Here is a 12,599-nt window from a genome sequence, read left to right as displayed (position 1 = left end):
ACACGGCTATGAGCATCTTCAGCACGATCATGAACAAGGTTTTTCACCACAAAGCCGCACCAGCCGCTGCACCGGCTCAAGCTCCCGCCGCTGCGCCGCAGGCTGCACCGCAAGCTGCGCCGACCACTACCGCCCAGCCGGCCCCCGCAACGCCGCAGCAGTCCGTCGACGTCGGTGCGGTCCTCAGCGAGATGGCATCGATGAAAGATGGCGGGGGCAACTACCAGAGCTCGATCGTCGATCTTTTGAAGCTGCTGGACCTGGATTCCAGTCTGACCGCTCGCAAGGAACTTGCTGCCGAGCTGAATGTCCATGCAGCAGCCGATGGCTCAGCCGAGCAGAACATCGCCCTTCATAAGGCAGTGATGCAGAAGCTTGCCGATAACGGCGGTATCGTTCCCGACAGCCTGCGCAACTAACGCGCCCTATCCGGAGGGGACCGCACCCTATGCGGCCCCCTCCGGCCTTAGACGGCTGGCTTAACCGTCTTTCAATCTAGCGAGCTGGACTAGCGTTCGGAGGCGTCCCAGCGACAGTTCCCTGCGCTGCCTGTGCCGGGAGTGTCTGACTACCACGCGGCGGTCCATTCGGCTCTTTCTGAAAGCCACGCACAACGAGCCCGCAAATCGTGACGACGAGTGCCACGATCATAACGAAAATGACAATTGCCGCAGGACCGGCTCGCTTGTTTCCTCGTCTTGGCATCACATGCGTTCCCCAGTCATGCCGTCGATGGTATCGCCGTGCCGTAGCCACGTGGCGACGGGATGTTCGTGGACCTCAAGTCGACCGGTTTGATCGAGCAGGACGGTCTTATGTCCGGACGGCTCTATCGCCGCTCGCCGAAGACCGAACCAAGAATACCCCCAGTCCGCCGCCAAGACCGCCCCCGGGCGCAGCGCCTGCGACTCCAGCGCCACCCAGGCTGCCGAGTACAGATCCAAGGATCCCGCCAAGGCCACCTTGCTGCCCGCCCGAGCGCCCTGTCAGATGGCCGGCCACCAACATGACCAGGATCGGCAGCATCTGCTTCAGAAGCTCGGGCGCCAGGCCGCTGCTCTGCGCCGCGTTGTCGGCGACCTCGCGACTGCCGTCCTTCGACCCGAAGATACCGCCGAGGATCTGATTACCGCGATCGATCTGCGTCGGCTCGTTGCCCGACACGTTCGAAGCAAGGTCTGCGCCGCCAAGCGTGTTCACATGGGCGTCTAACTGCGTCGTGTTATTCCCCATGCCGCCTAGAACCGACGGCAGCAGCGCCTCTGCGCCGCGCTGAGCTTGCTCACGCGGTATGCCTAGTTGGGCGGCGAGTGCATCGATGCCACCATCTGGGAGGAGGTCATTGAGATTCATGGCAGCTTCCTTGTTGTGACGGGTACTAACAGATGCTGCGACCTATAGGTCCGGTCCCCTTCGATCGCGCTTGGACCATGGATCGGTAGGCATGCGCTGTCTGCGCAACTAGTCGGGGAGTTCGGGCGTACGGGCGCCAAAACGTCTTATCCGTCGGTCGATATTGACGCGATGGTGCCGAGACACCGGAACCCTCCCCATCCTCTCGCGCTTGAGCCATGAAGGAGATACGGCATGGACGACCAGCGCGTGTGGGAATTCGAAGGGAGCCTATGGGATGCCAGCGATGAGCATTACCAGAACCGGATCGACGAGGAGATCGTCATGGTCTTGCCCCGTCCGCCTTATGTCTTCCAGGGGCAGGAAGCGAAGGATGCGGTCAAGGTCACGCCCGATTGGGATACGGTCGAGCTATCGGATCGACGAGTGTCACGACCTCAAGAGGGCCTGATCGTCGTTGCGTACACCGCGCGCTGCGCAAGCGGCGACCAGAAGTACGAGGCACATTGCACCTCGACTTTGCGGATGCGGGGACACGACGATTGGCTGGTCGTCCAACATCAGCAGACGCCACCCTTAACCGCCAGCGTCGAGGCCTGACCGCGGGCTTGCCGTTGCGCCCGATACATACCTGTAACAGGCGCGACAGTACTAAACCGGGAAGGCAGCGCCCCCATTGCTGGTGTAATCCCAACAGCCTCAACTGCGACCGGTTATCGCGACCAATGGATCGCCCAGGCGACCGTCGGCGAGCAAGGATGCCGTGACTCCGCGAAAGCCCGCCGTCTCGAGATAGAGGCGGACGAGCGAGGTGTGGCCATGCGTATCGAAAGCGCGCCAGACCGCCACGGCCTTGGTCGGGAAGCACCGGTTCGAGAAGCTTATGATGACGCGGCCTCCCGGCTTCAGCACACGACGAACCTCGCGCAGTACCGCGAGGGGTGTTGCAGATATTGGACCCCGACACAGATCAGTACGGCATCGTAGCGCGCGTCCCCTTCGGACAAGTCAGGCACATCGTTCAGGTTCTGGACGAACCAGCGATCGAGGCGCGGATTGGCGGCGAGTTCCTCTGCGTTCATGCCGTGGCCGACGACCTCGCCATAGGCGACGTCGTCCGGTAGGTGGCTCACCCAACTCGACATGAGGTCGAGCACCCGCCCGCCAGCGGGGATCGCATCGCGGTACAGGCTGGTCAGTGCACCTACTGCTGCCTCGTCAATGTGCGTGACCAAACGCGGGGGCGCGTAGAAGCCAAGGTCGTCGCCATCATCCTGTCGGTCGAAGGCCTGCGCCGGCAGTCCCAACTCGATCGCTTCGGTCACGCGGTGAACCCCTGCCAAGTAAACCAGCCGGTATTTGCAACCACAGCGTCCGTTCGTACCCGTATGCCCGAGCGCACCGCGAGATAGCGATCGTCCTCAATCACCGACGACGGCCGAGCCAGACACCGACCCCCGCAAGGCCAAGAACCGCCATACCGCCTGCCGCGGCTGCCACCTTGCGCCCCGGTGTGGATCGCGCCGGCCACCATCTGGACCGGCGGGGACGCCAGGTTCGAACAACACCCCATCGTTATCGTTGCTGTCGGCCGCACGGGCCGACCAGGAGTCGAGAAGCCACTCATGATCGCCGCCAGCAGATTCGGCGCCGCGAACTCGCCGAGTTTGAATGCGATTGCCGGCGCGCCGACGGCGGTAAGGTTACGAGGGTGCGTGGCAAGCCGCACAACGGCCTTCGCCACCGTCTCTGGTGCGAGCGAACCGGGGGAAGCGAAAGCCGGGCACCTGTATAGTTGCCAGCATGGTCCACGCCGGGCGTATCGACGAAGGTCGGGCAGACGTCGCACATGTGGATATGCGGGCGCTTCGACACCTCACCGCGCAATGCGGAACTGAATCCGCGCAACCCGAACTTGCTCGCCGAATAGGCCGCGGCATAAGGCGTAGCGACAAAACCGCCGGCTGAGATCATGTTTACCCAAGTGCCGTGATCCTGCGCGAGGAAGATCGGCAGTACGGCATGGACGTCGTTCATGTGGGCGACGAGGTTCACATCGACGACACGGGCGTGATCCGCGATCGGCACGTCTTCCTACCGGCCAAGCACACCGACGCCTTCACAGCTGAACCACAGGTCAATGCCACCGAGCAGATCGCGCGCCTCAGCGGCGAATGCGGCCACTGCGCCTGCGTCGGTGCAATCTACCGGTCGGACGATTGCGCTGCCGCCAGCTTCGACGCAGCGCTGCGCGACGTCGTCCAGCCCGTCCTTGCCGCGAGACCCCAGGACAAGCCGCGCTCCCGCTTTTGCGAAAGCCATCGCCGTTGCCGCGCCGATACCGCTCGATGCACCGGTGATTACCACGCGGCGCCCGGCCAGGTTACGATCAGTGCTCATCGGACAATGCTCAAGGCGGCTGCCTTTACACCTACGGGAAAACAACGCGGGCGCGTTAGACGAACTGTCCTATCATCATGCATAGACACTCAACGTCCCGGAGGCGCCGGGGTGTCCACCCGAGACAGCACGATCTTCCTCGGGATCGCTGCAGGGATGATCAGTTCGGATTGGTATGCGGTTCCTTGGGGCCATCGTTCAATGATCTGACCTGCGCCTCGCGGGTTGGGTTTCCACTACCGCCGTGCGGAACTGGCACGTCGATAGGGCTGTTCGGCGTTGCACCACCGCTAAGCTTTCCCGATCCGCTCAAGACATCCGCAGCGTCGGCACCGCCTAGACCCCCGCCGCCCGGCGCTTCGGTCATCTGCGCATCGTCTAAAACGGTCGCAGCGCTATCCGCGTCGTTCGGCTCCGGCTTCACGTCGTTAGGTGCAATGTTCGGCTGTTCGGTCGCCATGTCGATCTCCTTGTTCGATCTAAACCTTTCAAGCGGGGCTAGTTTCCCATGAATTCGACGATTCAAATGCTTCTTCGGTCGAGGTAGCTAGCCCCAAGAATACCGTCTCGGCCCACCCCACCTGATAGCCAAGTCATCCAGCATCACCTGGGAGGATCAGAGGCAAATTCCGCCGGCCCTCCCGTATGGATATGTTCGAAAATCTAGGCGTTTGAACATTATCACAGGGAGAGCATGATGCCTGATACGTTCAAACCAACTGAAAAAATTGCCGCCAATGCAAAGAAGGGGCTAAAGTTGCGCGACGATTTCGGACGAGGCGGTACGGACGTCGGAATTCGTCGTGCCGAGCAACTGGCAGCGCAGGCCGATGTGACCACCGAAGATGTGAAGTCGATGCATAGCTACTTCGCGCGTCACGAGGTCGATAAAGACGGCAAAACACATGAGTGGGGATCGGACACTGATCCTTCTGCCGGCTATATCGCCTGGCTTCTCTGGGGAGGCGATGAGGGCAAGGAATGGGCTGATCGACACGCCGAGAAGCTCGAATAGAGGGCTCTCGAACGGAGCGCGCGATCACGATCGGCATTCGATCACGGTTCATCACCAATTTTAACGCGGATTGCCGGCCCGATGCCGTTGGCGCTCCTCACTCCTGTAATTGATCGGCTCCTGTCAGATGTACGTTCTTCTTTTCGCTGCGGCCGCAACGTTCGTACAATCGCCGGTTGCTGCATCCGTGGTGAAGCCGGGCACGATATCGATCGTGGCTGCTGATCGTCCGACCACGTCTCCCGCTATCACGAAAACGTTCACGGACGCCGTGCAGCGAACCCTCCTTCGAACAGCTTTCCTGCCCCTGCCCGACACGGACCACAGCCTTTACGTCGCCAAGGTTGAGGTATCGCAGACACAGCGCGGCGTCGTCCGGTCCGGCAACGACCGATCAGACCGACCGGACATGGCAGCGGGCCTCGGAGGCCTGTCGCTGACTTTGCCTTCGGGGAAGGACCAATTGCGCGGTCTGATCGTAACCCGTCTCAAGGTGACTGTATCGCTGCGCCGCGACAATCACGTCGTGTGGACGGGGCAGGCGACCACGGTGCGCGCTAGTGGCACACGAACGGGCGATCCCTCCGTTGTCGCTACGGCGCTGTCAGACGCCCTCTTGACGTGGTTTCCTCGGCAGCTGCCGAGACCGCTGTCTGTGCCATAATACTCACCAAGTAAGGCCGTTATCAGCCTCTGATTTTCGGCAACACGCGTGCAGCAACATTGCTACCTGATATGTATCGAGTTTGCCGTAGTTACTTGTAAGTGCCCATAGTAACCTTGAGGATGACCGGCGTGATGAGGTTGATACCGTAATCGGTCTGGTCGCCGTTCCATACGCGGTGCATCTCCCAACGGCCGTTGACCAGGCGGCCTTCTTCGACGCGGAATACCGAGCCGTTCTTCGGGCCATCCTTTACCGTGCCGAAGTTCAAGCGGACATGATCGCCGACCACAAGAAACTCGTTCGCCGACAGATGGGCGACCGCAACACCGCCGATCGGCTCCTTCCCCCAGGCAGGCGGCTCCGACTTGATCCAGGTCCAGTCCTTTTGGCCGAACTGCCACTCGCCATAGCTGGTGCCAATCGTCCAGTTGCCCATCGTCGTGGTCTGGCCTGCGCCATCGTCAGGCTTGACCGCACCCCAGGTCGGATGCTCGAACGCGATCTTCGCCCAGTCGCGCGCCATCGTCGCGACGGTGCCGTATTTCAGCCCGATCGCATCGAGCGTTTCGTCGTCGAGCGCCTTCGCGCCTAGCGGGTAGTTAAAGTACCCGGTGTCGTCCATACCGAACGGTGCGTAGCCGATCGCACCACGCCCCAGCGCCGCCCAGAAGAACCGCGCGAACTCCTTCGCATTACCGATCTCCGGCACCATCAGGGCATTGTCGGGCCGCGCATACGCATCGAGGTACAACGCGACGTGGCCCGCATCGCGGTCATAGATATCGGGCGCCTGAAAATCGATCGCGGGCGCGGCGGCCTTCCAGATATCGAGGACGTCCTGCTGCGGCCCTCCGCTTGCGACCCCGGTCGGATCGGGAACGTTAGACGGCCCAGCGAGCGACGCGTTGACGTACATCGGCAACGGCTTGACTGCCTTCCCCGCCGCCGCGATCTCGTCGACGAACCGTGCGGTATGCCAAGTGTTGAACGCACGATCCGCCTGCGCACCGAACATCTGCGTCCAGCTCCCACCCGGCTTCTTCAACGCCTTCGCCAGTTCGGCGGGTGCGGGCTTGGCAAACTCCGCGTTGGCCTGCGGACCGTAATCACGCGGCGAACGATAGCTGCCGACCTCGTTTTCCGGCTGTACCATGATCACCGTATTCTGCGGATCATGCGCCTTGAGGTATCTCATCATCTCGACGAATGCGCGCTTGTCCGCTTCCAGCGTCGCGCGGAACATCGGCGAGTGGACGTAATGGTCGGTGCCGTCCTTCGCCTTCATCCGCGGAAAGCGCTTGTTGTCCGCCTTGAACCAATCCGGCGTATAGCTGGGCGAGGTGTTCTTCCACGTCCCGAACCAGAGCAGTACGACTCGCTTTTCGTGCGCGCGCGCTTGATCGAGAAGGGTCTGGAGGAAGCTCAGATCGAACTTGCCCTCGACCGGCTCGACCTGTTGCCACGCGATCGGGATCTCGACGGTGTTCGCATGTATCCGGTCGAGCATCGGCCAGACCTGCGGCAGCGCGGCAGCGTAGTTGCTGCTGTTGTTGACCTGCCCCGCCAGCATCAGGAACGGCGCGCCATCGACCATCAACGCATGCCGGCCACCCTTGGCGACCATCCGCGGAACCTCTGTCGTCATCTGCGCCGATGCATTGCCGGCAATCAACCACACGGGCAGCGATACAGAAAGCGCTAAGCCAGCGACGATCTTCCTCGTACGAACCATCAGTAAATCTTTCTGTTTAGCAGCGGAGCTTGATCTGACTCCCCCGATCGGTACCGACAGACATGCGCTAGGTAATGCCGGCGCGCGCAGTTTAGTGAGTGCATTCTAGCCACTTGCGATATGCAATTGATCCCTATCCCATATCTGCAGTTATGAGATAAAAATATTGTTCCAGTAATGTTAGTGCTGCCGCGGGATATAGGCCCGTGAAAGGATCTCTATGCACATTCCCCCAGTCCGTGTCGTCACGCAGTCGCGTGGCCAGTTCCGTATCTTGTCGCGGCTCGGCTGGTCGTCGCAGCTGGCCGCACGGTTAAGCGTAGCGGTTTCGCTGGCGATGCTCGGTACAACCGCGATTGCAGCACCAATCGCCACGGTCGACCGCAACGGCAGCTTGGTTTCGGTCGAAGCCTATGCGCCGAACATCGTCCGCGTGACGATCGCGACCGACCGTGGACAGGTCAACGCGCCCCCGGCGATGGCCCCAACGCAAAGCCTGATGCCGCCGGCTGGACGCACCGTAACGATGCAGGCGCCGACGTTTTCGCCTCGTCCGCGCTGTCGCTCTCGGTCGACGCCAAGCCCTGGCCCAAGGCGCCGTCGCAGATGGAGCGCTATTTCGCGCCGTCGCTGCCGCCCGTGTCGGTGACGATCCGCAAGCCGGACGGCACGATGCTGACGCAGATGACCGGCTGGGAAATGGCGCCGCACGCCGTCAACGGCGAGAAGACGTTCCGCGTCGGCGCGAGCTTCGCCTCGCCCGCCGACGAGCATTATTACGGTCTCGGCCAGAACCAGGAGGGCAAGCTCGACCTGCGCGGCCGCACGATCGACTGTCGCCACAATTACGATGCGCCGGCGGGCGAGACGGTCTGCGTGCCGTTCATGGTCACCAACAAGGGGTACGGCATCGTCTGGGACAACCCGTCCTCGACGATCGTCTCCCCGGCCTGCACAGCGCGACGCACTGGCAGTCTGAGGTCGGCGAGCGCGTTTCGTTCTTCGTCATCACCGGCGCCACCACCGACGAGATCTATGCCGGCTACGCCACGCTGACCGGCACCACCCCGCTGCCGCCCAAGGCCGCGTTCGGCCTCATCCAGAGCAAGGCGCGCTACGAGACCGAGAAGGAACTGCTCGACGTCGCCAACGGGTATCGCAGCCGCGGCCTGCCGCTCGACATCATGGTGCTCGACTGGTTCTACTGGTCGCGCATGGGCCAGCTCGACATCGACCGGAATTACTTCCCCGATCCCAAGGGCATGAACGACAAGCTGAAGTCGATGGGCATGCACTCGATCATCAGCGTCTGGCCGCGGTTCGAGAAGGAATCGCGCTACTTCGACCTGCTGTCGAGCAAGGGCTGGCTGCTGAAGGACAAGGACGGCAATGTCGTCGACGGCCTGCCGATCCGCTCCGACCGTGCGGGCGCGTTGCTCGACAGCACCAACCCCGACGCGCGTCACTGGTTCTGGGACCGGATCCGCGACAACATCGCCAGCCAGGGCTTCGACTGGTTCTGGCTCGACGAGACCGAGCCCGATCTGGTGCCCGACGGCAGCTTCTATTCGATCGGCTCGGGCGACCGCTATCACAACGTCTTCCCGCTGCTCCACACGATGAGCGTGGCGGACGGGTCGGCGAAGGATCGCCCCACGATGCGCAACCTGATCCTGTCGCGCGCCGCCTATCTCGGCGCCCAACGCAATGGCGGCCTGTTCTGGTCGTCGGACATCAAGTCGACCTGGGAGGCGCTGCACCGACAGATCCCGGCCGGGCTCGGCTTCACCGCGAGCGGCATGGCCTATTGGGGCAGCGACATCGGCGGGTGGCAGTGGCCCAACGGGCCCAAGGCGACACGCCCGGTGCTGCTCGATCCGGCCGGCGCGACCGCGATGGCGCCCGATTATGCGGACTACCCCGAGCTGTTCACGCGCTGGTTCGGGTACAGCGTGTTCACGCCGACATTGCGAATCCACGGCCAGCGCCCGGCCACCGCGCTCTGGCAGTACGGCGCCGCTGCCGAGCCGGTCCTCGCGAACTTCCTGAAGCTGCGCTACTCGCTGATGCCGTACATCTATTCGCTCGGGCGCCACACGTATGAGAACAATGCGCCAATGATGCGCGCGCTGTTCATGGATTTCCCGAACGATCCGAACGTCGCCGACATGGGCGACGAATATATGTTCGGCCCCGCCTTCCTGGTCGCGCCCGTCACCGAACAGGGCAAGACCAGCCGCCAGGTCTATCTGCCGGCCGGTGCCGAATGGTATGACTACTGGACCAACCAGCGCTTCACCGGTGGCCAGACCGTCACCGCGAATGCGCCGATCGACAAGATCCCTCTATTCGTGCGCGCCGGGTCGATCATCCCCATGGGCGTCCAGGTGCCGAGCACCGCGACCCCACAGGCGCTGCAAAGCATCCGCGTCTATCCCGGCGCGGACGCAAGCTTCGCGCTGTACGACGACGACGGCGTGACCAACGACTATCGGACCAAGGGCGGCCGCAAGGCAGTGCTGCGCTGGGACGACAAGACCCGCAGGCTCACCGCATCGGGCAAGCTGCCGACCGGGCAGGATGCCGCGTCGCTGGTCCAGATCGTCTCGGCCAAGTGATGCGCGGGATCGCCATCGCGGCGCTGGCGATGGCCTCGTCAACCGTCGCGGCACAGACCAAAGTTCCGGACGATCCCTATGCCGGCGATCCGGTCTGGATCGTCGCGGCCCCATGCCCGCACATCCGTCGCCGACCGACGGCGCCGGGTGGGAGGCGTGGAAGCTGCACATGCTCACGCGCGACTTCGGCCAAGTCTGCCGCTACCGCGCACAGAACGAACAGCTGAAGGCATCCCGCACGCCGGTCCGCGTGGTCTTCATGGGCGACTCGATCACCGACAACTGGATCGGCGCGGACGGCACGCTGTTCACCGGCGGTCTGGTCGATCGCGGCATCGGCGGCCAGACCACCCCGCAGATGCTGGTGCGTTTCCGCGAGGACGTGATCGCGCTGAAGCCGCGCGCGGTCCACATCATGGCGGGCACCAACGATATCGCCGGCAACACCGGTGCCTCCACGATGGCGATCGTCCAGGGCAACATCGCCAGCATGGCCGACCTCGCGCGTGCGAACGGCATTAAGGTCATCATCGCCTCGACCCCGCCCGCCGCCGCCTTTCCATGGAGCAAGGGCAAGCAGCCGGTCCCGCAGATCCGCGCGCTCAACACCTGGTTGAAGGCCTATGCCGCGAAGAACGGCTTCACCTATGTCGACTACTACACCGCGCTCGCCACCCCCGAGGGTGCGATGAAGCCGGGGCTGGCGAGCGACGGCGTTCACCCGACCCCCGCCGGCTATGCGGTGATGCGCCCGCTCGCCCTCGCCGCGATCCGCCGGACCCTCGCAACCAAGTGAGCATCGGCCTCACCCGCCGCTCGGTTCTCGCCGGGATCGCCGCCATCGGCCCCGCGATGCACGCGCTCGCGCAGAGTCCGATGGGGCTGGCGCGCGGTCCGGTGCAACCGACCTGGCAATCGCTGGTCGATCACTATCGCTACCCCGAATGGTTCCGCGACGCGAAGCTCGGCCTCTGGTCGCATTGGGGGCCACAGTCGGTCCCTGAGCAAGGCGACTGGTACGGCCGGTTCATGTATATGCAGGGCCACCCCGCCTACGAACATCACCTGAAGACCTATGGCCATCCGACCAAGTCGGGGATGATGGAGGTGATGAACGGCTGGACCGCGGAGCGCTGGGATCCCGACGCGCTGATCGCCCGCTACGCCAAGGCAGGGGCGAAATATTTTGTCTCGCTCGCCAATCATCACGACAATCTCGACTGCTACGACAGCCGTTATCACGCCTGGAACTCGCTCCGCGTCGGGCCGAAGCGCGATGTCGTCGGCACCTGGGAAAAGGCCGCGCGGAAAGCCGGGTTGAAGTTCGGCGTCTCGAACCACGCCGCGCATAGCTGGCACTGGTATCAGACTGCGTATGGCTATGATCCGACCGGTCCGCTGAAGGGTCAACGCTACGACGCGTTCACGCTGCGGACCGCCGATGGGCGCGGCAAGTGGTGGGAGGGGCTCGATCCGCAACAACTCTACACCGGCGCGCACGCGGTCCTGTCGAGCGGCATCAATACGATCGCAGCGATGAACGCGTGGCACGACGCGAACGACGGCCAATGGGTCGAGACCCCGCCGCCGAACGATTCGGGCTATGCCGCGAAATGGCTGCTGCGCCAGACCGACCTGATCGACAAGTACAAGCCCGACTTCTGCTATTTCGACGATTACGAGCTGCCGTTCGGCCCGATCGGGCTCCAGGCAGCGGCGGATTACTATAACCGCTCGATCGCGTGGCACGGCAAGATCGACGTCGTGCTGACTGCCAAGCAGTTGAAGCCCTATGCGCGGTTCGGCCTCGTGCAGGACGTCGAGCGCGGCTACACCGACCATCTCTGGGACGAGCCGTGGCAGACTGACACCTGCATTGCGCCTGGTTCTACAACGTCGCGCGGCTCAACGACAAAAGCTACAAGACTGCCGAGCAGGTGATCCAGCGGCTTGCCGATGTCGTGTCAAAGAACGGCAACCTGTTGCTCTCGATCCCGCAGCCCGGCGACGGATCGATCGACGGCGAGGAGGAGAAGATCCTCGACGGCATGAGCCGCTGGATCGCGGTCAACGACGAGGCGATCTTCGGCTCGCGGCCATGGCGGATCTACGGCGAAGGCCCGACCAAGCTCCGGGCCGGGATGCAGAACGAGCAGTCCTCGGGCGTGTTCACGTCGCGCGACGTGCGCTTCACCACCAACAAGGGCGCGCTCTATGCGCTGTTCCTTGGCCGGCCGCAGGGCGACGTCACGATCAAGGCACTGGGACGCAACCGCTTCGCAGACGGCGCGGTCGAGCGCGTCACTCTGCTCAGCGGCGACAGCGTGGCGCAGCGTCGCGATGAACGCGGTCTGCACCTGACGATGCCCGCGAACCCCAGCGAGGGTTTCGTACCGGTTCTCAGAATCGAAGGCCGCGGCCTAGTTTAGCTTTTCTTTTCGCCCAGCGCTTATCGACTGCGATCGCGACTATATCCTACAAGTCGATTGTTCCAACCATCTGCCATGCAAAGTTTGTCAGTACCACCGGGTGCCAATCCTCAAGGGAGCAGCGGTGATACCCTGACACAGTTAAAACAATTTGCGAAGCGAAAGCACAACACTTCGTCCCACCGGATCGAGCAAGCCCGGCTGATAACGGTAGGGAATGACGCCAGTCGAGTCGCGCACCTGCTGGCGGGCGCCGGTCAGATTAGCGACCTCAATCTTGAAGCCCAGATGTCGGGTCCAATCCTGACGAGCCAGGAAATGATGAATACTCACTGAGCCAGTGACGTTGATCTTGCACAGAGGCGCAAATGTGAGCGTAGATGCG

General features: G+C 63.0%; 12 protein-coding genes and 3 pseudogenes. 7 read left to right on the top strand and 8 right to left on the bottom strand.

Annotated elements, in window-relative coordinates:
• Positions 1–8: 8 nt before the first annotated feature.
• Positions 9–419: a DUF3597 family protein gene (locus AC0IX7_RS00320; protein WP_452656965.1), complete on the top strand. Its 411-nt coding sequence runs from the start codon at positions 9–11 to the stop codon at positions 417–419.
• 394 nt (positions 420–813) lie between these two features.
• Here the strand turns inward: AC0IX7_RS00320 and AC0IX7_RS00315 are convergent, their stop codons facing one another.
• A complete protein-coding gene (locus tag AC0IX7_RS00315) occupies positions 814–1,353 on the bottom strand; it encodes a DUF937 domain-containing protein (RefSeq protein WP_471809998.1) in 540 nt (179 codons plus the stop codon).
• Between the two features lie 234 nt (positions 1,354–1,587).
• Between AC0IX7_RS00315 and AC0IX7_RS00310 the strand changes: the two genes are divergently transcribed.
• The gene (locus tag AC0IX7_RS00310) at positions 1,588–1,953 is read left to right on the top strand and encodes a DUF4440 domain-containing protein (protein WP_253070044.1); all 366 of its coding nucleotides are present in this window, start codon (positions 1,588–1,590) and stop codon (positions 1,951–1,953) included.
• Positions 1,954–2,052: 99 nt separating this feature from the next.
• On the opposite strand, the gene AC0IX7_RS00305 is transcribed toward AC0IX7_RS00310, so the two are convergent.
• From AC0IX7_RS00305 to AC0IX7_RS00290, 4 genes and pseudogenes are all read right to left on the bottom strand, one after another.
• The gene (locus AC0IX7_RS00305; protein WP_471809997.1) at positions 2,053–2,265 is read right to left on the bottom strand and encodes a hypothetical protein; all 213 of its coding nucleotides are present in this window, start codon (positions 2,263–2,265) and stop codon (positions 2,053–2,055) included.
• Entirely contained in the window at positions 2,259–2,678 is a 420-nt protein-coding gene (locus AC0IX7_RS00300) for a hypothetical protein (protein WP_471809996.1), read from the bottom strand. The genes AC0IX7_RS00305 and AC0IX7_RS00300 overlap by 7 nt, the downstream gene beginning before the upstream one ends.
• Positions 2,675–3,097: a hypothetical protein gene (locus tag AC0IX7_RS00295; protein ID WP_471813972.1), complete on the bottom strand. Its 423-nt coding sequence runs from the start codon at positions 3,095–3,097 to the stop codon at positions 2,675–2,677. Before AC0IX7_RS00295 ends, AC0IX7_RS00300 begins: the two co-directional genes overlap by 4 nt.
• A gap of 110 nt (positions 3,098–3,207) precedes the next feature.
• Positions 3,208–3,390 (bottom strand): annotated as a pseudogene (locus AC0IX7_RS00290) (SDR family NAD(P)-dependent oxidoreductase); the annotation flags it as partial.
• Between AC0IX7_RS00290 and AC0IX7_RS00285 the strand changes: the two are divergent.
• Positions 3,343–3,963, top strand: a complete 621-nt coding sequence (locus AC0IX7_RS00285) for a hypothetical protein (RefSeq protein WP_471813971.1) — start codon at positions 3,343–3,345, stop codon at positions 3,961–3,963. The pseudogene AC0IX7_RS00290 and the gene AC0IX7_RS00285 sit on opposite strands and share 48 nt — an antisense overlap.
• On the opposite strand, the gene AC0IX7_RS00280 is transcribed toward AC0IX7_RS00285, so the two are convergent.
• Positions 3,914–4,213, bottom strand: coding sequence for a hypothetical protein (locus tag AC0IX7_RS00280; protein WP_471809995.1), 300 nt, complete (start codon positions 4,211–4,213; stop codon positions 3,914–3,916). The genes AC0IX7_RS00285 and AC0IX7_RS00280 overlap by 50 nt on opposite strands.
• Before the next feature lie 237 nt (positions 4,214–4,450).
• Between AC0IX7_RS00280 and AC0IX7_RS00275 the strand changes: the two genes are divergently transcribed.
• Positions 4,451–4,768 carry a hypothetical protein gene (locus AC0IX7_RS00275; RefSeq protein ID WP_471809994.1) on the top strand — a complete coding sequence of 106 codons (318 nt, stop codon included), beginning with the start codon at positions 4,451–4,453 and terminating at the stop codon, positions 4,766–4,768.
• A 755-nt stretch (positions 4,769–5,523) separates the two neighbouring features.
• Here AC0IX7_RS00275 and AC0IX7_RS00270 read toward each other — a convergent pair.
• Positions 5,524–7,167 (bottom strand): DUF5597 domain-containing protein, encoded by a 1,644-nt coding sequence (locus tag AC0IX7_RS00270; RefSeq protein ID WP_471809993.1) that lies wholly within the window; start codon positions 7,165–7,167, stop codon positions 5,524–5,526.
• A 337-nt stretch (positions 7,168–7,504) separates the two neighbouring features.
• Here AC0IX7_RS00270 and AC0IX7_RS00265 point away from each other — a divergent pair.
• From AC0IX7_RS00265 to AC0IX7_RS00255, 3 genes and pseudogenes are all read left to right on the top strand, one after another.
• A pseudogene (locus tag AC0IX7_RS00265) lies at positions 7,505–9,785 on the top strand (glycoside hydrolase family 31 protein).
• A gap of 112 nt (positions 9,786–9,897) precedes the next feature.
• Entirely contained in the window at positions 9,898–10,581 is a 684-nt protein-coding gene (locus AC0IX7_RS00260; protein WP_471809992.1) for an SGNH/GDSL hydrolase family protein, read from the top strand.
• A 56-nt stretch (positions 10,582–10,637) separates the two neighbouring features.
• Positions 10,638–12,214, top strand: a pseudogene (locus AC0IX7_RS00255) (alpha-L-fucosidase).
• A gap of 141 nt (positions 12,215–12,355) precedes the next feature.
• On the opposite strand, the gene AC0IX7_RS00250 reads toward AC0IX7_RS00255, so the two are convergent.
• Positions 12,356–12,547 (bottom strand): hypothetical protein, encoded by a 192-nt coding sequence (locus tag AC0IX7_RS00250; RefSeq protein WP_471809991.1) that lies wholly within the window; start codon positions 12,545–12,547, stop codon positions 12,356–12,358.
• Positions 12,548–12,599 lie beyond the last annotated feature (52 nt).

The organism is Sphingomonas sp. AC411 (assembly GCF_979253035.1).
The sequence above is the reverse complement of the archived record's forward strand: the minus strand, read 5'-3'. Positions and strand labels throughout refer to the sequence as shown.